This window comes from Bradyrhizobium sp. UFLA06-06, assembly GCF_054820065.1.
Window position 1 is genome coordinate 42,273 of the sequence record NZ_JADFUD010000017.1, and the last position, 19,862, is coordinate 62,134.

Annotated in this window: 22 protein-coding genes and 1 tRNA gene; 9 read left to right on the top strand and 14 right to left on the bottom strand. The window is 65.0% G+C overall.

Going from position 1 to position 19,862, the window contains the following annotated elements; all coding sequences use genetic code 11:
- Nucleotides 1–141: 141 nt before the first annotated feature.
- Complete coding sequence (locus IF803_RS16725; RefSeq protein WP_461192832.1) at nt 142–1,017, top strand: SDR family oxidoreductase; 876 nt, start codon at nt 142–144, stop codon at nt 1,015–1,017.
- A 1-nt stretch (nt 1,018) separates the two neighbouring features.
- Here IF803_RS16725 and IF803_RS16730 read toward each other — a convergent pair whose 3' ends face one another.
- Both IF803_RS16730 and IF803_RS16735 read right to left on the bottom strand, forming a co-directional pair.
- Nucleotides 1,019–1,354 carry a GIY-YIG nuclease family protein gene (locus IF803_RS16730; protein ID WP_461192833.1) on the bottom strand — a complete coding sequence of 112 codons (336 nt, stop codon included), beginning with the start codon at nt 1,352–1,354 and terminating at the stop codon, nt 1,019–1,021.
- Between the two features lie 114 nt (nt 1,355–1,468).
- Nucleotides 1,469–2,134, bottom strand: a complete 666-nt coding sequence (locus IF803_RS16735) for a glutathione S-transferase family protein (RefSeq protein WP_304498017.1) — start codon at nt 2,132–2,134, stop codon at nt 1,469–1,471.
- A 119-nt stretch (nt 2,135–2,253) separates the two neighbouring features.
- Between IF803_RS16735 and IF803_RS16740 the strand changes: the two genes are divergently transcribed.
- The 4 genes from IF803_RS16740 to panE all read left to right on the top strand — a co-directional run bounded on the left by IF803_RS16740 (nt 2,254) and on the right by panE (nt 6,164).
- Nucleotides 2,254–2,841, top strand: coding sequence for a DUF2239 family protein (locus IF803_RS16740; RefSeq protein ID WP_304498016.1), 588 nt, complete (start codon nt 2,254–2,256; stop codon nt 2,839–2,841).
- Between the two features lie 221 nt (nt 2,842–3,062).
- Nucleotides 3,063–4,412 (top strand): MATE family efflux transporter, encoded by a 1,350-nt coding sequence (locus IF803_RS16745; RefSeq protein ID WP_411784585.1) that lies wholly within the window; start codon nt 3,063–3,065, stop codon nt 4,410–4,412.
- A gap of 110 nt (nt 4,413–4,522) precedes the next feature.
- Nucleotides 4,523–5,128 carry a 2-hydroxychromene-2-carboxylate isomerase gene (locus tag IF803_RS16750; protein ID WP_411784584.1) on the top strand — a complete coding sequence of 202 codons (606 nt, stop codon included), beginning with the start codon at nt 4,523–4,525 and terminating at the stop codon, nt 5,126–5,128.
- 115 nt (nt 5,129–5,243) lie between these two features.
- A complete protein-coding gene (panE, locus tag IF803_RS16755; RefSeq protein WP_461192834.1) occupies nt 5,244–6,164 on the top strand; it encodes a 2-dehydropantoate 2-reductase in 921 nt (306 codons plus the stop codon).
- Between the two features lie 147 nt (nt 6,165–6,311).
- On the opposite strand, the gene IF803_RS16760 is transcribed toward panE, so the two are convergent.
- The 5 genes from IF803_RS16760 to IF803_RS16780 all read right to left on the bottom strand — a co-directional run bounded on the left by IF803_RS16760 (nt 6,312) and on the right by IF803_RS16780 (nt 10,301).
- Nucleotides 6,312–6,893, bottom strand: coding sequence for a c-type cytochrome (locus IF803_RS16760; RefSeq protein ID WP_461192835.1), 582 nt, complete (start codon nt 6,891–6,893; stop codon nt 6,312–6,314).
- 194 nt (nt 6,894–7,087) lie between these two features.
- Entirely contained in the window at nt 7,088–8,365 is a 1,278-nt protein-coding gene (locus IF803_RS16765) for a PQQ-dependent sugar dehydrogenase (protein ID WP_461192836.1), read from the bottom strand.
- 268 nt (nt 8,366–8,633) lie between these two features.
- The gene (locus IF803_RS16770; protein ID WP_461192837.1) at nt 8,634–9,152 is read right to left on the bottom strand and encodes a DUF2865 domain-containing protein; all 519 of its coding nucleotides are present in this window, start codon (nt 9,150–9,152) and stop codon (nt 8,634–8,636) included.
- Nucleotides 9,153–9,574: 422 nt separating this feature from the next.
- Nucleotides 9,575–9,649, bottom strand: a tRNA-Gly gene (locus tag IF803_RS16775).
- Between the two features lie 160 nt (nt 9,650–9,809).
- Entirely contained in the window at nt 9,810–10,301 is a 492-nt protein-coding gene (locus tag IF803_RS16780; RefSeq protein WP_461192838.1) for an SRPBCC family protein, read from the bottom strand.
- A 221-nt stretch (nt 10,302–10,522) separates the two neighbouring features.
- Between IF803_RS16780 and trxA the strand changes: the two genes are divergently transcribed.
- Entirely contained in the window at nt 10,523–11,443 is a 921-nt protein-coding gene (gene trxA, locus IF803_RS16785; protein ID WP_026192069.1) for a thioredoxin, read from the top strand.
- Nucleotides 11,444–11,473: 30 nt separating this feature from the next.
- Nucleotides 11,474–12,148, top strand: a complete 675-nt coding sequence (locus IF803_RS16790) for an LON peptidase substrate-binding domain-containing protein (RefSeq protein ID WP_028342034.1) — start codon at nt 11,474–11,476, stop codon at nt 12,146–12,148.
- Nucleotides 12,149–12,217: 69 nt separating this feature from the next.
- On the opposite strand, the gene IF803_RS16795 is transcribed toward IF803_RS16790, so the two are convergent.
- The 6 genes from IF803_RS16795 to IF803_RS16820 all read right to left on the bottom strand — a co-directional run bounded on the left by IF803_RS16795 (nt 12,218) and on the right by IF803_RS16820 (nt 17,585).
- Nucleotides 12,218–12,772: a cytochrome b/b6 domain-containing protein gene (locus IF803_RS16795; RefSeq protein ID WP_028342033.1), complete on the bottom strand. Its 555-nt coding sequence runs from the start codon at nt 12,770–12,772 to the stop codon at nt 12,218–12,220.
- Between the two features lie 10 nt (nt 12,773–12,782).
- Nucleotides 12,783–13,073, bottom strand: coding sequence for a PepSY domain-containing protein (locus IF803_RS16800; RefSeq protein ID WP_026192068.1), 291 nt, complete (start codon nt 13,071–13,073; stop codon nt 12,783–12,785).
- Between the two features lie 228 nt (nt 13,074–13,301).
- Nucleotides 13,302–15,836, bottom strand: coding sequence for a bifunctional diguanylate cyclase/phosphodiesterase (locus IF803_RS16805; protein WP_411780024.1), 2,535 nt, complete (start codon nt 15,834–15,836; stop codon nt 13,302–13,304).
- Between the two features lie 161 nt (nt 15,837–15,997).
- Nucleotides 15,998–16,420: a PaaI family thioesterase gene (locus IF803_RS16810; protein ID WP_461192839.1), complete on the bottom strand. Its 423-nt coding sequence runs from the start codon at nt 16,418–16,420 to the stop codon at nt 15,998–16,000.
- Complete coding sequence (locus IF803_RS16815; RefSeq protein WP_461192840.1) at nt 16,417–17,223, bottom strand: crotonase/enoyl-CoA hydratase family protein; 807 nt, start codon at nt 17,221–17,223, stop codon at nt 16,417–16,419. The genes IF803_RS16810 and IF803_RS16815 overlap by 4 nt, the downstream gene beginning before the upstream one ends.
- 11 nt (nt 17,224–17,234) lie before the next feature.
- The gene (locus tag IF803_RS16820; RefSeq protein ID WP_411780027.1) at nt 17,235–17,585 is read right to left on the bottom strand and encodes a hypothetical protein; all 351 of its coding nucleotides are present in this window, start codon (nt 17,583–17,585) and stop codon (nt 17,235–17,237) included.
- Nucleotides 17,586–17,679: 94 nt separating this feature from the next.
- Here IF803_RS16820 and IF803_RS16825 point away from each other — a divergent pair, with 94 nt between their 5' ends.
- Together IF803_RS16825 and IF803_RS16830 are read left to right on the top strand one after the other, a co-directional pair.
- Nucleotides 17,680–18,216: a TetR/AcrR family transcriptional regulator gene (locus IF803_RS16825; RefSeq protein ID WP_028342028.1), complete on the top strand. Its 537-nt coding sequence runs from the start codon at nt 17,680–17,682 to the stop codon at nt 18,214–18,216.
- Nucleotides 18,217–18,262: 46 nt separating this feature from the next.
- Complete coding sequence (locus IF803_RS16830; RefSeq protein WP_029080935.1) at nt 18,263–18,460, top strand: Trm112 family protein; 198 nt, start codon at nt 18,263–18,265, stop codon at nt 18,458–18,460.
- Between the two features lie 110 nt (nt 18,461–18,570).
- Here IF803_RS16830 and IF803_RS16835 read toward each other — a convergent pair whose 3' ends face one another.
- Nucleotides 18,571–19,791, bottom strand: coding sequence for a ubiquinone biosynthesis hydroxylase (locus IF803_RS16835; protein ID WP_461192841.1), 1,221 nt, complete (start codon nt 19,789–19,791; stop codon nt 18,571–18,573).
- Nucleotides 19,792–19,862: the final 71 nt, after the last annotated feature.

A 19,862-nucleotide genomic window follows, 5' to 3' on the forward strand; every position in this document is an offset into this window, starting at 1 on the left:
TCGTCCCCTCCCCCCTTGCGGGGGAGGGCTAGGGAGAGGGGTAGCCGCGAAGGCAGTGTGTGTGGCTTACGCCTCTCCCCAACCCTCCCCCGCAAGGGGGGAGGGAGCCCTGATAGTGTGCGTCCCTAACAGGAGGCTGCCATGACATCCCTCAAAGGCAAGACGCTGTTCATCTCGGGCGCGAGCCGCGGCATCGGGCTGGCGATCGCGCTGCGCGCTGCGCGTGACGGCGCCAATGTCGCGATCGCGGCGAAGACCGCCGAGCCGCATCCGAAGCTGAAGGGCACGATCTACACCGCCGCCGACGAGGTCCGCGCCGCCGGCGGCAAGGCGATGCCGGTGCTCTGCGACATCAGGGACGAGGCGCAGGTGGTGGCGGCGATCGAGCAGACCGTCGCCGAGTTCGGCGGCATCGACGTCTGCGTCAACAATGCCAGCGCCATCAGCCTGACCAATTCGCAGGCAACCGACATGAAGCGGTTCGACCTGATGATTGGTATCAACACCCGCGGCACCTTCATGGTGTCGAAATACTGCATCCCGCACCTGAAGAAGGCGGAGAATCCGCACATCCTGATGCTGCCGCCGCCGCTCGACATGAAGACGAAATGGTTCGAGCACTCGACCGCCTACACGATGGCGAAGTTCGGCATGAGCATGTGCGTGCTTGGACTGGCGGGCGAATTGAAACCGGCCGGAGTTGCCGTCAACGCGCTGTGGCCGCGCACCACGATCGCGACCGCCGCAGTCGGCAACCTGCTCGGCGGCGATGCCATGATGAGGGCGAGCCGCACGCCCGAGATCATGGGCGATGCGGCCTACGCGATCATCACCCGGCCGTCGCGCGAATTCACCGGGCATTTCTGCATCGACGACAAGGTGCTCTATGCCAATGGCGTGCGCGACTTCGAGCGCTACCGCGTCGATCCCTCGGTGCCGCTGATGTCGGATTTCTTCGTGCCCGACGACGACGTGCCGCCGCCCGGCGTCACCGTGCAGCCGCTGCCGTCACACTAGGCTACACCGCGAACGCATTCAGCTCTGCGCGCCAATGCTGCACGCGCTCCTTCAGCAGCGTATCGCGCACATAGGCAAGCTCCTCGTCCTCGATCCGCTCCAGCGTTTCGAGCGAGAGATGATCCGCGCCGTGGGCCGTCCAGGCGCGCTGCAGCTCCGCGTTGCGATGGCTGCCCATCCGCAGCGTGAACCAGATGCGGTTCTCGATCTTGTCGAGATCGAGCGCCTGCCCGACCCAGACTTCGCCGGTCGCGCGGCAGCGGATCGCGAACACGCCGGCGACAGCAGCGCGTTTCTTGTAGTCGGCGATGGCTTGCTCGCGGTCCTCGATCTTCACGGCGGCTCCAATGGTCCAGGCACGCTATTTATACCCGGGCATTATTGACAAAGCAATATTACCCGGATAAAAAATAGCAGCATCGAAACCCGAGCCGCTGTTATGACCGCGAATTTACCGGCCGACTTGATACGGCCCGCCCTTCTCCAGCGCTCGTGCATAGGCCGGGCGGGCGTGGATGCGCTCGAGGAATGCGACGCACCTGGGATGGCCGTCCTCGAGCCCGCCGCGCGCCGCGGCAGCCTCCAGCGGGAAGCTCATCTGGATGTCGGCGCCGGAAAACTCGCTGCCGGCGAACCATTCGCTCTTGCCGAGCTCGCCTTCCCAATAGGCCATGTGCTGCTTGAGCTGCGGATTGACCAGCGTCGACAGCGCCGTGTTCGACACCTTGCGCACCAGGGGCCGCAGCAGCGCCGGCGCGCGCTTCGGCATCAGCGTGAACAGGAGCTTCAGCAGCAGCGGCGTCATCGCCGAACCCTCGGCGTAGTGCAGCCAATAGGTGTAGCGCAGCCGCTCCGGCGTATCGGCCGGCGGGATCAGGCGCCCGTTGCCGTAGGTCGCGATGATGTATTCGAGGATCGCGCCGGATTCCGCGATCGTGTGGCCGTTGTCGGTGACGACGGGCGACTTGCCGAGCGGATGGATCGCGCGCAGCTCCTTCGGCGCCCGCATGTCGGGCTGCCGCTGATAGCGCACGATCTCGTAGGGCACACCCAATTCCTCGAGCAGCCACAGCACGCGCTGCGAGCGGGAATTGTTGAGGTGATGAACCGTCAGCATGGGCATCCTCTGAAATGGACGGCGTTTGGCGCCAGCCGGCAACACGAAAATCGAGATCCACGCGCCGTGATTGCTAATGATTACCCGGGCAATAGGTCGCGCAATCGGAGAGGTCTACCATGAATCCTGCCTATGTCGCCTTCGAAGGCGAGCACCGCATCGGGGCCGGCGACCTCCCGGAGGTTGCGCGCACCGCCAAGCAACACCTCGACCAGCGCAAGGACGCCGCGATCCTGGTGTTCAACGGCCGCACCTCGGCGCTGGTCGATATCGATTTTCGCGGCTCGGTCGACGACGTGCTGGGCCGCCTGCCGAAGCTCGCGCCTCCGCCCGACGGGGAGCCAGCGGCGCCGACCGCGCCGCGCGGGCCCGGTCGACCGAAGCTTGGCGTCGTCGCGCGCGAGATCACGCTGTTGCCACGGCATTGGGACTGGCTCGCGCAGCAGAAGGGCGGCGCATCGGTTGCGATCCGCAAGCTGATCGACGAGGCGCGGCGCTCAAGCGGCGACAAGGACCGCACGCGCAGCGCGCAGGACGCCGCCTATCGCTTCATGACTGTCATGGCCGGCAACCGGCCGAACTATGAGGATGCGATCCGCGCCCTGTTCGCCCACGACCGGCGCCGCTTTGCGACGCTGATCGCGGACTGGCCAGCCGATATCCGCGATCACGCGATCCGGCTCGCCTATAGCGATCAAGCGGACTGACGCGCTTTGAATAGTCTGGATGAGTAACCTCGAACGGGATGTCGTCCCTGCGAAAGCAGGGACCCATAACCACTGAAGAGCATTGCAGCGCGTCGAACTAGCCGCGTGCCCTTAGCAAGGCCGCGGAGTATGGGTCCCTGCTTTCGCAGGGACGACAGCGTACGTGCTGCCTGACCTACTCACCAAACCGCACAAGCTCGGTACCACTTTGGAATTTTAACGTGTCCAACCCTCCCGCCCTGCGCAAAGCCTTCCTCGCCTTCCTCGCGCCGATGCTGCTCAGCAACGTGCTGCAGTCGCTGTTCGGCACCATCAACGGCGTCTATCTCGGCCAGATGATCGGCGTCGAGGCGCTCGCCGCCGTCTCGGTGTTCTTTCCGGTGATGTTCTTCTTCATTTCCTTCGTGATCGGCCTCAGCGCCGGCGCCTCGGTCATGATCGGCCAGGCCTGGGGCGCCGGCGAGCCCGACCGGGTGAAAGCGGTCGCCGGCACCACCATGACCGTGACGCTGCTGCTGGCGCTCGCGATCGCAATCCTCGGCGGCCTGTTCGCCCGGCCGCTCTTGATCGCGCTCGCGACGCCATCCGACGTCCTCGACGCCGCGGTGGCTTATGCTCGTATCATGATGATCACGATGCCCATAACGTTCGCATTCCTGCTGCTGACGGCGATGATGCGCGGCGTCGGCGACACCGTGACGCCGCTGGTTGCGCTGACGGTCTCGACCATCGTCGGCCTGGTGGTGACGCCGGCGCTGATCCGCGGCTGGCTCGGCCTGCCGATGCTCGGCGTCGCCAGCGCCGCGGTCGCCTCCGCGGTCTCGGGCGTGGTCACGCTGCTGTGGCTGCATGTCCATATGCTGCGGCACCGCCATGCGCTGGCCTTCGACGCTGCGTTCCTGCGCGCGATGCGGCCGAACGGCGCGCTGCTGCGCATCGTGTTGCGGCTCGGCATTCCGACCGCGATCGGCATGGTGGTGGTCTCGCTCGCCGAGCTGGTGCTGCTTGGCCTCGTCAACGGTTTCGGCTCGGACGCCACCGCGGCCTATGGCGCGGTCAACCAGGTGATCGGCTATGTGCAGTTTCCGGCGATCTCGATCGCAATATCGGTGTCGATCTTCGGCGCGCAGGCGATCGGCCGCGGCGATTCCGCCCGGGTCGGCGCCATCGTCAGGACCGGAATCGAGATGAATCTCGCGCTGACCGGCGGGCTGGTCGTGCTCGGCTATCTCTTCGCGCGGCCGCTGATGGGCTTCTTCATCGTCGACAATGCCGTGCTCGCGCTGGCGCAGCAGCTCTTGTACATCGTGCTGTGGAGCATGGTGCTGTTCGGCATGGCGACGGTGTTTTCGGGCGCGATGCGCGCCGGCGGCACGGTGTGGATGCCGCTGTTCCTCTCGACCCTCGCGATCGCGGTGGTCGAGGTGCCGGTCGCGATCCTGCTCAGCCGCGCCCTCGGCGTCAGCGGCATCTGGATCGCCTATCCCGTCACCTTCGCAACCATGTTCGTGCTGCAGATGGCCTATTACGCCCTGGTATGGCGCAAGCAGACCATCAAGCGGCTGATTTGACATCGCGCGCCGCGGCTCACATGATGATTATCATATTCTACTGATGGCGCCCGCGACAGCAGGTCCATGCTAAACAAGTCCAAACGAGACAAGCCGAGGGAGAGACTGCCGTGAGCCAAAATCCGCAATTCCTGTTCGATTTCGGCAGCCCCAACGCTTTCCTCAGCCATGAAGCGATCCCGGCAATCGAAAAGCGCACCGGCGTCAAGTTCGAATATGTCCCGATCCTGCTCGGCGGCATTTTCAAGGCCACCAACAACAAGTCGCCGGCCGAGACGCTGGCGGGCGTCAAGAACAAGCCGGAGTTTCAGAAGATCGAGACCGAACGCTTTCTCAAGCGCTTTGGCGTCAAGCCCTACACCTGGAACCCGTTTTTCCCGGTCAATACGCTGAACCTGATGCGCGCGGCGGTCGCCGCCCAGTTCGAGGGTGTATTCGAGAAGTATATCGAGGCCGCCTTCCACCACATGTGGGTCGAGCCCAAGAAGATGGACGATCCTGAGGTCGCCGGCAAAGCCATTGCCTCCTCCGGCCTTGACGCTGCAAAACTGTTCGCCCGCGCGCAGGACGCGGATGTGAAGGCCAAGCTGATCGAGTATACCTCATCCGCCGTCGAGCGCGGCGCGTTCGGCTCGCCGACCTTCTTCGTCGGCAACGAGATCTTCTTCGGCAAGGAGCAGCTGCGCGAAGTCGAGGAAATGGTATCGGGAAAGTGAGATGAGCGAATGGCCAATAGCGGGTAGCGAATAGTCGAACAGCATCCTTATCTATTCGCCACTCCCATTCGTTATTCGCCCGCGGGCAGCGAACAACAAAGAAGGACAAATTCCCATGCGCGTTCTCGTGGTCGGCGCCGGTGCGATCGGCGGTTATTTCGGTGGCCGGATGCTTCAGGCCGGCCGCGACGTCACCTTCCTGGTGCGCCCGCGCCGCGCTTCCGAGCTCGCCTCCGCCGGGCTCGTGATCAAGAGCCCGAACGGCGACATCACGCTGAACAACCCGCCGACCGTGCAGGCCGACAAGCTGTCGGACAAGTTCGACGTCGTGCTGTTGAGCTGCAAGGCGTTCGATCTCGAGGATGCGATCAAGTCCTTTGCGCCCGCCGTCGGCGACAAGACCGCGATCATCCCGCTGCTCAACGGCATGCTGCATCTCGATGCGCTCGACAAGAGGTTCGGCGCTCAGCATGTGCTCGGCGGTCTGTGCGCGATCGCGGCGACGTTGAACGAGAAGCGCGAGGTGGTGCAACTGCAGCCGATGCAGTCGCTCGGCTTCGGCGAGCGCGCCGGCGGCCTGTCGGACCGGGTGCGCGCGATCGCCGAAACCTTCTCCGCGATCAACGGCGCCAACGCCAGCGAGCATGTGATGCAGGACATGTGGGAGAAATGGGTATTCCTGGCGTCGCTCGCCGCCTCCACCAGCCTGATGCGGACCTCGGTCGGCAACATCCTGGCCGCGCCCGGCGGCAAGGATTTCCTGCTCGGCATCCTCGACGAATGCAGCGCGATCGCCGCCGACGCCGGCCATGCCCCGGGCGGCCCGTTCTTCCAGCGCACCCGCGGGCTCCTGACCACCGAGGGCTCGCCGATGACCGCATCGATGTTCCGCGACATCAAGGCGGGGCTGCCGGTCGAGGCCGATCACGTGATCGGCGACCTGATCGTACGCGCCGACGCCGCCAAGATCCCGGTGCCGAAGCTGCGCACGGCCTACACGCATCTCAAGGCGTATGAGAAGCAGCGGGCTGGTTAACACAAAAACGGTGTCGTCCCTGCGAAAGCAGGGACCCATACGCCGCGGCCTCTCGATTCGAGGCGGTCGGGGTTGATACCTTCTCTACACAATTGAAGCCGGTGGTTATGGGTCCCTGCTTTCGCAGGGACGACACCGTTTTCGTGGCTACAAATGCGCCAGATAATGCGCGAGCGCGGTGATCTCCTCGTCGCTTAGCGGATAGGCGACATCGGCCATCGCGGCCTGTGCCCCACCGGAGCGCAGGCCCGACTTGTAATCGTGCAGCGCCTTGACGAGATATTCCTCGCGCTGGCCGGCGATGCGGGCCACCGCCTTGGTACCGGCAAACGTATCGCCATGGCATGAGGCGCAGCGGCGGCCGGCGGCGGCCTGCTTGCCCTTTTCGGACAAGTCCGGATTGTCGTCCTTGCCGCCCTTGAACGGCGTCAGCGACGCGAAATAGGCGCCGAGATTTCGGATGTCGTCGTTGTTGAGCTGCTCGACGATCGGCTGCATCTGCTCGTTCTTGCGCGCGCCGGCGCGGAAGAACACCAGCTGCCATTGAACGTACTGGTCGAGCTGGCCGGCGAGCGAGGGAATGTTCTCGGTCTGCGAGATGCCGTTGTCGCCGTGGCAAGCGGCGCAGACTTCGGCCTTCGCCTTGCCGGCGGCGACATCGGCGGCGTTGGCGGACGACGCAACTGCGATCACCGCCGCGAACAGGATTGCAAAGGACGCAACACGCATTGCCAGTTTTCTCCACGGGTCATTGCCGGGCTTGGCCCGGCAATCCATCTGGCTTGCAGAGGGGTTTTTGTTTGGATGGATGCCCGGATCAAGTCCGGGCATGACGAGTCTGTTCCGTCGTTGGGCTTGCCGAACCACGTAAAGGGGGCTGCGGCTGCCTGATCGGCCACCGCAGCCCCGCATTGTTTCAACCGTTACTTCTTGCTGTAGCTGATGCGATAGATCGCACCGGCCCAGTCGTCGGCGACGAGGATCGAGCCATCCTTGTCGAGCAGGATGTCGGCCGGACGGCCGAGATAGCCCTGGTCACCCTCGATCCAGCCGGAAGCGAAGATGTCCTGCTTGGCGTTCTTGCCGTCGGGGCTCGCGGTGATCCGCACGATGCGGCCGCCCTGGTACTTGTGCCGGTTCCAGGAGCCGTGCTCGGCGATCAGGATGCTGTTCTTGTACTCGGCCGGGAATTGGCTGCCGGTATAGAACTTCATGCCGAGCGGAGCCACGTGCGCACCGAGATTGTAGACCGGCGGGGTGAACTCCGAGCACTTGTGACCCATCGCGAACTTGGTGTCCGGCAGGTTGCCCTGGTGGCAATAGGGATAGCCGAAGTGCTCGCCGATCTTCGAGATCATGTTGAGCTTGTCACTCGGCAGATCGTCGCTGATCCAGTCGCGGGCATTCTCGGTGAACCAGTATTTGCCGGTGCGCGGATCGACGTCGCCGCCGACCGAGTTGCGCACGCCGAGCGCCCAGATTTCCGCGTTGCCGGTCTTCGGATCGACGCGGCGGATCTGCGACACCGAGGTCGGCGGAATGCCGATGTTGAAGGGCGGTCCGAACGGAATGTAGAACCAGCCCTCCTTGTCGACGGCGATGTATTTCCAGCCATGCGCCGCGTAGGACGGCATGTCGTCATACACCACCTTGCCGCTGCCGAGATTGTCGAGATTGGCCTCGGCGTTGTCGTACTTGATCAGCTTGTCGACCGCGATGACGTAGAGCGCGCCGTCGCGGAAGGCGAGGCCGGTCGGCATGTTGAGGCCCTTGAGGATGGTCTTGACCTCTTTCTTGCCGTTGTTGTCCTTGATCGCATAGACGTTGCCGAGCCCGAACGAGCCGACGAACAGCGTGCCCTTGTCGCCCCAGGCCATCTGCCGCGCGGCGAGCACGTTCGAGGCATAGACCTCGATCTTGAAGCCCGGCGGCAGCTTGATCTTCTTCATCATCGCCGCGAGCTCGGAATCGGACGCGCCGGTCGGCGGACCGGACGGCGGGGCAAGGCCCTTCTGCGCCTCGGTCTCGTCGCCGAGGAACCAGTCATCCGGCGGATGGGTCCAGAATTCCTTGGTGCCCGATTCGTACTTCTTCAGCGCACGATTCTTGTCTGTCTGTTGCTGCGCACTGGCGAAGGTCGTCCCCGCCAGCAGCGCGATCGCCGCGAACGCAAGTATTGATCGATTGAAAGCGGATTTCATCGCGTCACTCCCCTACGCAAGCCGTTGCAGCTTGCCTGTTATTGATTTTGAACGCCCTGAGAGATGATGGTGGCGGTCTGTGAGGTAGGTCAGACGGCAAAATGGTAGCACATCCATCGAGGCTGAAAAGCGCGTGGAGCTGTGTGCGCTGCGTCAAAACTAGTTGAGACGATATTTGAGACGAAATTTTCCTGAGCAGCCTGCCTTATAACAAGGCATTCTGCACCGCAGCGTGATATTCGAATGAAGCTAACGCTCGTGATCGCCTCTATCGCGACGACAGGCGCGCCAGACCGAGCGCCTGCGCCTTGGCCTTCGACAGCGGCCTGAACAACACGCTGCGCCGCTGCCCGCTCGTGATCGCCGCGATCTTGAAGCCGTCATCGGCGGCGATGATGTCGCCGGTCCGAAGCGTCATGTCGTCCTCGATCGCGATCGGCGACAGGCCGGTGGACGCGCCGGCGCTACATGAGCATTGCGGCACCATCTCGCGCTGGAAGCGGAATGCATTTGCGAGCGTCTTGTAGGTCTCGCCCGCTTCGGTTCTGGCGCTGTCGATATCGGAGCCGGAATACAGCTTCACCTCGGCGGCGGGACAGGCTGCCTCGCATGCCTTGACGTCCGCCGTCTCGCTCACGCGCGGCAGCGGAAAGAAGCGGCCGTCGCAGGTCCTGACGCAGAAGTTTTGCTGGCCGCCCCGGTGCGACCGCGTCGTGATGTAGACCCGCGCTCGCGGCCGTTCGGCCGGCTCGAAGTCAGGCGCCGGCCCAAAGCCAAAGCCAGACATGGGAGAGAAGCTCGGCGCCGGGGCATACGCCGAGTCGCTCGGCAATTGCTGCGCCGATGCGCCCGAACATGTCCAGACGCCGACGAGCACAACCAGCCCAGCAACGTTTGCGCGCACCGAGCGGCGCCTCAACCCAGGAGCTGGCTTCCAACTGACCGACATCGTTCACGCGCTTGCCGCGCCGGCAAAACCGGCCGCAACCATTCCAACGCCAACACAACCACAGATTTCTATCAGTTTTGAGAATGCATCGTTTGTCGGTAAACAAAAGCCGGAAACCGCCGCGGCGGGCCGCGGCATCTTGACCTCGCAATCGCGGCTTGGAGATGCGGCCTCGGGCCGGACAGCAAAAAGCCCGCGCCAACGGGCGGGCCTCATCAGCGGGCCTTCATCAGACTGTCAGCTCGGTCAGCGAGATATTTTGGAGCGGGCGAAGGGGCTCGAACCCTCGACCCCGACCTTGGCAAGGTCGTGCTCTACCACTGAGCTACACCCGCATCCGAAATGGCGGCGATCGCTCGCCGGCAACGGCAGACCTATGCCAAAAGCTGTCTGTGAATGCAACACAAGAGCGCGGTCCGAACCTCACGAAATCGCCCGGTTTCCCTCAAAATTGACCTCGAATCGGTCGAAACCGGCCGTGCCGCCGATTTCTTTTTAGATTTCCGCCGGAACCTGCCTCAGGGCCATCTCATCCCGGAGCGATTCGAGCCAGGTCTCGAACCAGCCGGTCAGCGTCTGGGTCAGCTCGACGCGGCGGGTCGGGTCGCAATCGAACACGGCGGACCATTCGATAAAGGCCCGGTCGCCGTCGATCACCGGGGTTACCCGCAGGGTCGCGCTGAAATCCGTCACCGGCAGGGTCGGGGTGTCGACAAATTCATAGGTCTGAAAGCGCTCGACGTCGGACTGCGCAAGCAGCCGCTGCCGGATCCGCCGCTCCCGGTACAGCACATTGCGCACGGCCCCGACGCTATCGCCGGATTTGCCGTCCTCGATCTCGCTCATCCCCGCGCCATGGACCCAGACCGGGTAATTGTTGAAATCGCGGATGATTTTCCAGACCTCTCCGGCCGGCTGCTCGAACACCGTGCTGTAATAGGCCTTTGCCACGGGCGCTCCCCTGCTGCCATGAAGGATCGCCATCATCGGCCGTTCCGCGGCACCAACCCACCCGATCTCCGATGGAACGGGACAGGCGGCCAAGCGATTGAATTTTGCTGGCTGACTGCCATTTACGGAGCATGATCCCGGAAACCGGTTCCCCCTTTTCCGGGATCATGCTCTAGCTGACAGAACGGCTGAACGTGCCGTTCCGGGCGTGCTAGAACGCCCCCGGATTTCCGACCTCAGAAGCAGGCGAGGACAACGTGACGATAATGGAGCAGGGCGGCCCCACGCCCGAGGCAGCGCCCGATCTGATCAAGGAGACGACGACCCAGACCTTCGTCAAGGACGTCATCGAGGAATCGCGCCGTCAGCCGGTCATGATCGACTTCTGGGCGCCGTGGTGCGGTCCCTGCCGCCAGCTCACGCCGATCCTGGAGAAGGCGGTTCGTAACGCCAAGGGCCGGGTCAAGCTGGTCAAGATGAACATCGACGAGCATCCGCAGATTCCCGGCCAGATGGGCATCCAGTCGATCCCGGCCGTGATCGCCTTCGTGGGCGGCCAGCCCGCCGACGGATTCATGGGCGCGGTGCCGGAGAGCCAGGTCAACGCCTTCATCGAGAAGATCACCAAGGGCGTGCCGGCCGCCGGCGAGCCCAATCTCACCGAGATCCTGGCCGAGGCCGACGCCGTGCTTGCCGAGGGCGACGCCGCCCAGGCCGCGCAGATCTATGCCGAGGTGCTGGCGCACGACGCCACCAACATCGCGGCCCTCGCCGGCCTCGCCAAGTGCTACGTCACGTCGGGTGCGATGGAGCAGGCCAAGCAGACGCTGGCGATGGTTCCGGAATCCAAGCGCAACGACGCCGCGGTGAAGGCGGTGCAGGCGGCGATCGATCTCGCCGAACAGGCGGAAGCGGTCGGCCCGGTCGCGGAGCTGGAACAGAAAGTCGCCGCAAACCCGCTCGATCATCAGGCCCGATTCGATCTCGCCACCGCGCTCAATGCGATGGGCAAGCGCACGGAGGCGACCGAGCAATTGCTCGCCATCGTCAGGCGTGACCGCAAGTGGAACGACGACGGCGCGCGCAAGCAGCTGGTGCAGTTCTTCGAGGCGTGGGGCGGCACCGATGAGGCAACCGTCGAGGGGCGCAAGCGGTTGTCGACCATCCTGTTCTCGTAAAGCACGCCCGTCACAGCAGCGGGACCGCAGATGCCGATCAATGCCGAATATCGCGGACCCGGCGAGCTCCCGGAGGTGATCCCGGTGTTCCCGCTGCCCGGCGCGTTGCTGCTGCCGCGCGGCCAGATGCCGCTCAACATCTTCGAGCCGCGATATCTCGCGATGATCGACGACGCGCTGCGCGACGGCCACCGCCTGATCGGCATGATCCAGCCCGACGTGGCGCATTCGCAGAAAGAGGCGCAGCCGGCCCTGTTCCGGATCGGCTGCGTCGGCCGCATCACCCAGCTCGCCGAATCCGGCGACGGCCGCTACATCCTGGAGCTGACCGGCGTCGCGCGCTTCAAGGTGGTCGAGGAGCTCACCGTGCAGACGCAGTACCGGCAGTGCAAGGTCGACTTCTTCTCCTTCGTCGGCGACTTCACGGCGCGCAAGGGCGAGGAGGCCGTCGACCGCAAGGCGCTGCTCGAAGTGCTGGCCGATTTCCTGGAAGCCAACAATCTGAAGGTCGACTGGGAAGGTATCGAGTCCGCGCCCAACGAGGCGCTGGTCAATGCGCTGGCCATGATGTCGCCCTATGGTCCGGCCGAGAAGCAGGCGATGCTCGAGGCGCCGGACCTGAAGACCCGCGCCGAGATCCTGATCGCGGTCACCGAGATGGATCTCGCCAAGAAACGCACCTCGGGCGACCCGCCGGTGCAGTAGGCGCTTTCGAGCGAAGCGGCGACCGGCTCGCGCGAAGACAACGCGCCAAAACAAAAAGCTTCCCGCCCATCAGCGATTGCGCAGTTGCTTGCGGCCGGTGAACATCGCGCGCACCAGGTTCTGACGCTGCAGCAAGCCGACCACGATGACGCCGAGCACGTGCAGGGCGACCAGGATGATGACCGCATCCGAGGCATAGGCGTGGGTGTCCTCGACCCACCAGACACCGAAGAAGGTCACGGTGACCTCCATCGCGCCCGTGATCGTCGAGATTGCAAGCAGGAACAGCAGCGCCACCAGCATCACGGTGCCCGCGGGGTTGAGCCCGATATAGCGCCCGGTGATGCCGCGGCGGAGATTCCAGATATAGCGCGGCGCCGCGCGCAGGCGGACGCCGAGCCTGCCGAAACGCGCGTAGCGCGTGCCGGCAAAGCCCCAGATCAGCCGGAACGCCAGCAGCCCGATCACCGAATAACCCGCCAGCCGGTGCAGCCGGTCATAGGTGCTGGGCGTCACCCAGGCGACCAGGACGAGGATGGCGAGCGCCCAGTGCCACAGCCGCAGCGGCAGGTCCCAGACCTGCACGCTGGTCGCGCCGCGGGCGCCCGGCGCCGCCTTCGTCATCGCGCCTGCTTCACTTCGCGATGGTGTGCTTCAGGCTGAGATCTTCCGGGCTGTAGAACAGCTCGTAGAGCTTGCCTTCCTTGACGCCGTACACCTCGTAGCAGGAGCCCTCGACCTTCGACCGGCGCACCTCGTAGCCGAGCGCCTTGGCCTTGGCTTCGGCTTCGCTTGCCGGCTTCCACGACGCCTTGTCGAGCTTGGTGCAATTCTTGTAGCCGTCGGCGAACGCCGCCGATCCGGTCAGCCCAAGAACGCTCCCAAGGACGCATGCTGCAAGTGCAGCGCTCAAAATCACTCTCACGCGTATCTCCCCTCCGTTGACAATCATGCCCACAACGCCTTCGCGCAGGGCACATGCGTGAAGAATGCTGAGGCGATTGCCAAGTCAAGGAAGCGCCGCGGAGGCTGGCTTTAGAGGAATTCTAACGGTCGCGAAAACCGCTTTGCGCTCCACGCGCAGTTTGGTTTTGACGGCGTGCTGCGGCCTTACGCCTCATGCGTATCGGGGCCGCCCGGCGCAGCCGGTCGATCAGGACGCGGCACCCGCCATTGCGAGACGAACCGCAGGCCGTTCGGCCGCTGCCGGGGTTCGCCCGCCGATCATCTGTGCGACCTTCTCGCTCTGCACCGGCGGGCTGAAATGGAAGCCCTGCACTTCCACGCAGGCGTCGGCGCGGAGGATGTCGAGCTGCTCCCTGGTTTCGACGCCTTCGGCCGTCGTGGTCTTGCCGAGGCTGACGGCAAAGCGAACGATCGCGCGCGCGATCCGGCGCGACTCGTCCGATGCGCCGGAAAGCTCGGAGACGAAGCTGCGGTCGATCTTGACCTTGTCGAACGGAAACTTCTGCAAGAAGCTCAGCGACGAGTAGCCGGTGCCGAAGTCGTCGAGCGCGATCCGCACCCCGAGATCGTGCAGTTGGCTGAGCGCGGTAAACACCGCTTCGCTGTCCTGAATGATGGCCGTTTCGGTGACTTCGAGCTCGAGGCGCTCCGGCGAAATTCCGGCACTCGCCAGCGCGTGCACGATCACCGGGACCAGCTCCGGACTCCTGAACTGCACAGGCGACAGGTTGATCGCGATCTTGAGGTCGTCGGGCCATTTGGCGGCTTCCGCACACGCGGTGCGCAGCACCCATTCCCCGAGCGGCACGATCAGGCCGGTCTCCTCCGCCAGCGGAATGAACTGCGCCGGAGATACCATGCCGCGTTGCGGATGGTGCCAGCGGAGCAGCGCCTCGAAGCCGCAGGTCTCCCCGCTCGCGACATGGATGAACGGCTGATAGTGCAGCTCGAACTCGCCATTGGCGAGCGCACTACGCATGTCGCGCTCGAGACTGCGCCGGGCCTGCAGCAGCCGATCGAGCTCCGGCTCGAAGAAGCGGAACGAGCCGCGCCCGCCGCTCTTGGCCGAGTAAAGCGCGAGATCGGCGCTGCGCAGCACCTCGTCCGAATCGGTGCCGTCGCGCGGTGCGATCGCAATGCCGATGCTGGTCGTGGTGGTCACCCGGTGATCACCGAGATCTATCGGCTCGCTTAGCGCCTTCCTGATCTTCTCGGCGAGCAGGCCTGCTTCCGTGACCGGATCGCCGACATAGTCGATCACCGCGAACTCGTCGCCGCCGAGCCGCGCAACCAGCGTCGTATCGCTGACGCACCTGCGCAAGCGCGCGGCCACCGACTTCAGCAGCGCATCGCCCGCCGGATGCCCGAGCGTGTCGTTGACGTCCTTGAAGCGGTCGAGATCGAGCATCAGCACCGCAAGGCTCGGTCCGCCGCACCGGGCACCGGAGAGCGCGCGCTCCATCCATTCCTTGAGCAGCACGCGATTCGGCAGATCGGTCAGCGCGTCGTGCTGCGCCATATAGGTGATCTTGGCCTCGGAGCGCCGCTGCTCGGTGACGTCGCGATGCGTCGCCACCCAGCCGCCGCCGGGCATCGGCTGCCGCGTCACGCAGATCAGGCGGCCGTCGGCGAGCTCGTCGACCCGGCTGCTGATCTCGCCGGCCGGGAGCGCGTTCAATGTCGCGAGCACCTGCGTCGCGGCGCTGTCGCTGGTCTCGCCCTTGAGAATGCCGTTGGCGATGCGATGCCTGATGATCTCGCGATGGGCCGTGCCGGGCAGCAGCAATTCCGGCGGCAGCCGGTACATCTTGGCGTAGCGATCATTGCAAACGACGAGGCGCTTCTCCGCATCGAACATGCAGAGGCCCTCGCCCATGTGGTTGATCGCGGTATCCAGCCGGAACCTCTGCTCCTCCAGCTCCTTCTGCGACGCCTCGACCTGCTGTCGCGCCGACGAAAGCTGGCTGATGATCTCCTCGAAGCGGCGGGTGCGAAGCGCCAGCCGGCGATCCGCGAGCACGCCGACCAGGCTCATCCCGAGCACCGACAGCGCCACGCCGGCGATCACGATGGCGAGGAAGGCAGGCGAGAGCGACAGGGCCGCCGGAGCCTGCAACGGATCCGGGACGATCTCGACCGCGCCCATCGCGGTGAAATGATGCGACACGATCGCAAGCGTCAGCAGCAGCGCCGCGACGAGCGACATCCAGCGGTCCTGACGGCGGACCGCGATCGCCAGCGCAGCGTAGCCGAACAGCATGCCGAGCACGACGGAGGCCGCCACGAGATCGAGCGACCAGACCACGTGGCCCGGTACTTCCAGCGCCCACATCCCGAGATAGTGCATGCTGGCGATGCCGGCTCCGATCACGGCGCCGCCGACCGGCGCGCGCCAGCGGCTGGAGTCGCTGGCGGCAAGGCCAAGGCCGCCGGATGTCAGCATCATCGCCGCGGCGAGCGACAGCGCGGTGAGGACGATGCCGTATCCGGTCGGGATTCCCGGCTCATAGGCCAGCATGGCGATGAAATGCGTTGCCCAGATGCCGTAACCGATGGCGGCTCCCGCGATCGCAATCCAGATCAGCCGCGTCCTCGCCTGCGATGCAATTGCACGATGAAAAATATTGACGGCCACAATGCTGGCGACGAAGCAGACCAGTCCGGCGAGCAGAACGAGCCGCCAGTCATGCTCACCTGAAAGGCACGTAAAAACACGAAACATGCGTCGGTCCATGGTTGTCCGTACGCACAGGCTAGGCTGATTGAATTGTATTCTCGATAATATTCTGCAACTTTCAGTGGCATGGTTATCCGCGCGTAAGCCGATTCCGCACCGAAATTGATGGCTCCATAAATTTCACAGTCATGCGCGATCCGCGCGGCTTAGCCTGCCAGCGGAACGAGTACGGTTTCACCTGTTGCAACCAGCGAGGTCTCACCCTGCTCGTTCTCCGCAAAAAGTTCCGCGCGCGCGAAGACCTGCCTGCGTCCGGCACGCAATGTGGTGCCTTTCGCGATGAAGCAGCGGCCCAGCGCGGGCTTCAGGCAATTCATCGAGAAATGCGATGCGGTGACGGAACCCACGATAGACGCCGCGGCAAAGCCGCAGGCGGTGTCGAGCAGCGCCGCGATCATTCCGGCATGCAGGTGTCCCGCATATTGGGTGAGATCGTCGCGCCACGGCATCCGTAGTTCCACCGTGCCGGTTCCGGCGGAGACGACCTCGAAGCCGGCAAGCCGATTGAAGGCGGCCGACGCATTGGTCGCAACGAGACGTTCGAGATCGAAGCCCGGGCCAGTCGTCATGTAAAACTCCATTTCGGAGGCCGCCGCTCGAGATTCGCCCTGACGGCCTCGATGTGATTGGGCGAGCCGAGCAGAAGCGCCTGTTCGGCGGTTTCGGCTGCAAGTCCGGTCGCCGCATCGCGATCGGCTGCACGATTGAGCAACCGCTTGGCGGCGCGGATCGCATCCGGGCTGCGGTCCGCGATCGCGCGCGCCGTCTCCAGCGCGGCCTCGCGCGGCTGTTCGACGATCCGGGTGGCGAAGCCGTACCCGAGCGCGTCGTCCGCGGAAAAGACGCGCGCAGTATAGGTGAGTTCACGGACCGCATCCTCGCGCGCGAGATGGCGCATCAGCTGCGTGCCGGCCATGTCGGGCACCAACCCCCATTTGGCCTCGATGATCGCAAGGCGTGTGCCGGGTGCGAGATATCTGATGTCGGCACCGAGCATCAGCTGAAAGCCGCCGCCGAACGCGATGCCGTGGACGGCGGCGATCACCGGCACCGGCAGCTCGCGCCAGAGCCACACCAGATGCTGCGCAAAGTTCGCAATGCCGTGGGTCCGCCGGCCGAGATCGGCAAAGGGCAGGATGGATTCGTCCTCCGTCGTTGCGACCAGACGCTCCATGTCGAGGCCGGCGCAGAAGGCCTGCCCTTCGCCCGAGAGCACCACAGCGCGGAGCTTGCGGTTGTCCGCGAGCCGCGCACCGATTTCGGCGATCGCGGCGAACATCGCCGGATCGAGCGCATTGAGCTTGTCCGGGCGGTTGAGCCTGACGTCCGCGACGCCATCGGCGATGCTGAGGCTGATGCGATCGGTCGTCATGATCGGCCTCGCTAGTAGCCGGCGGCGGCAAGCGCCACCACGGCGCTCATCGCCATCCAGCCGAAGTGGCGGCCGCGGGTCGCCACCGCGTTGGCGAGCGCCGCGACGCCGAACACGACGCCGAGCGTCGCCACGATCCAGTGCCGCGCGGCGTCGGAGGCCATCGCAGGCGCGGCGATCAGCAGCACGCCGCCGCCGATCCAGGCGACGGTGCCGGCCTGATAGACCAGGCGAAGCAAGAGCCGCAGCCGCGGCGGCTCGACGGTGGCGCGCGCGAATATCCTGGTCTCGCCGAGCACGCCATGGATCAGGCTGACCAGAATGGCGACGATGCCGGCGCCCTGCAGCAGAAGATCACGCATCGCGAAGCCTCCATACACTACTGTATGGATATGATACCAGCCGCTGGCGCCTGTCAATACACTTGTGTATGGTGGACGGCGCGGATGGGGAACCATGACGGAACAGCTCTCGGTCAAGGACTGGCTCGATCAGGGCCTGAAGACGCTGGCGCGACGCGGCTTCACGGCGCTCAAGGCCGAGCCGCTGGCCAAGGCCATGGGCGTCTCGCGCGGCAGCTTCTACTGGCATTTCGCCGACATCGGCGCCTACCGCGCGGCGGTCCTGACCCATTGGCGCGAGGTCGCGGCCGAACAGGTGATCGCCGAGCTCGAGACCATTCCGGAAGGCGGCGACGCGCTGGCGCTGTTGCTGCGCCGCGCCTTCTCGGCGCGGCTGGCGCTGGAACGCGCGGTGCGCAGCTGGGCCACCGCCGATGCCGTGGCGCGCGCCGCCGTGCTCGAGGTCGACCAGCGCCGGATCGGCTATATCGAAACCCTGCTCCGTCAGGCCGGATTCGACGACGACGTGGCGCGCGGCCGCGCGCAGATCTTCTACTGGGCGTTCATCGGCTACGCGCTGTCCGAGCAGGCGCTGCCGAAGCCGCGTCAGCAGGCCGCGATCGACGAGCTGCTGCGGATGGCCAAGCGCTGACAGCTGACATTTGGATGTGCTAGATCACGGCGAGCCGGAGACTCCCATGAATTCCACGACCGATCATCTCGATAGCACCGCCGACCCAAAACTGCTCGAAATCCTGGTGTGCCCGATCACCAAGGGGCCGCTGGAGTTCGACGCCGCGCGGCAGGAGCTGATCTCGCGCTCGGCCAAGCTCGCCTATCCGATCCGCGACGGCATCCCGATCATGCTGCCGGAAGAGGCGAGGAAGATCGATTGATGTCAGCGTAGCCCGGATGAAGCGCAGCGCAATCCGGGGAAGTCTCACCGCTGAAAGGCCGGTCCCGGATTTCGCTTCGCTTCATCCGGGCTACGGAACCTCCACAACCGCTACAGCGCCTCGCCCTTCAGCAGCCGCGGCACCTCGCCTGACAGTCCCGCCGCCTGGCGGATGAACATCTCCTTCAACGGCGGCGCGCGATCGACGAGCCCGAGGCCAATGTCGCGCACGGTGCGCAGCAGCGTCGATTCGTTGGAGAACAGGAAGTTCAGCGAGTTGGTGGCGACGCCCATCGCCATCGTATCGAAGCGCCGCCAGCGCTGGTAGCGCTCGAGTACGTCGGCCTGGCCGAGGTCCATGCCGAGCCGCGCCGCATCGACCACGACCTCGGCGAGCGCAGCGACGTCCTTCAGGCCCATATTGAGGCCCTGCCCCGCGATCGGATGGATCACATGCGCGGCGTCGCCGATCAACGCCAGCCGTTCGGCGATGAACGAGCGCGCGACGAAATAGCCGAGCGGAAACGCGCGCGGCTTGTCGAGCGGCTTGATCTCGCCGAGATGCAGGCCGAAGCGCTGCTCGAGCTCGGCGTGGAATAGCTCTTCGTTCAAGGCGACGATACGCGCGGCATCCTTGCGCGTCTCGGTCCACACCAGCGACGAGCGATTGCCGGTCAGCGGCAGGATCGCGAACGGCCCGGCGGGCAGGAAATGCTCCTCGGCGCGGCCGCGATGTTCGCGCTCGTGCCCGACCGTGACCACGATGCCGGACTGGTTATAGTCCCAGCCATGGGTCGCAATCCCGGCGCGCTCGCGCAGCTTCGAGCGCGCGCCGTCGGCGGCAACCAGCAGGCTCGCATCGATCACGGTGCCGTCGGCCAGCGTGACGCTGATGCCGTCGGGGCGCGACGCGAAGCTCGACACCGCGGTGGCGCGCAGCTCGACGCCCTCGGCTTCGGCACGGCTCGCGAGTGCATCGATCAAATAGCGGTTCTCGACCATATGGGCGAACGGCTCGCCGGGCTCGACATTGCCGGCGAAGGTCAGGAACACCGGACGCGTCGCGTCCTCCAGCCTGGAGTCGGTCACGACCATATCCGTGATCGGCTGCGCGGTCGGCGCCACCTGGCCCCAGACGCCGAGGGTCTCGAACAGCCGCCGGCAGGCCGCCACGATCGCGGTCGCGCGCGGATCGCGGCTCGGACGCTGGCTCAGCGCCGGATCGGCCACGATGACCGGGATGTCCGGCCCAAGCCCCTGGCGCAGCGCCACCGCCAGCGCCAACCCTGCAAATGCGCCCCCGCAGATGACAATACTTCGCTGTGCCGGCATGCGATCCTTACTCGATTACGCCATCAAAGGAGACTTGCTACCTGATATTAGCTGGGCGAAACAGAGTTTAG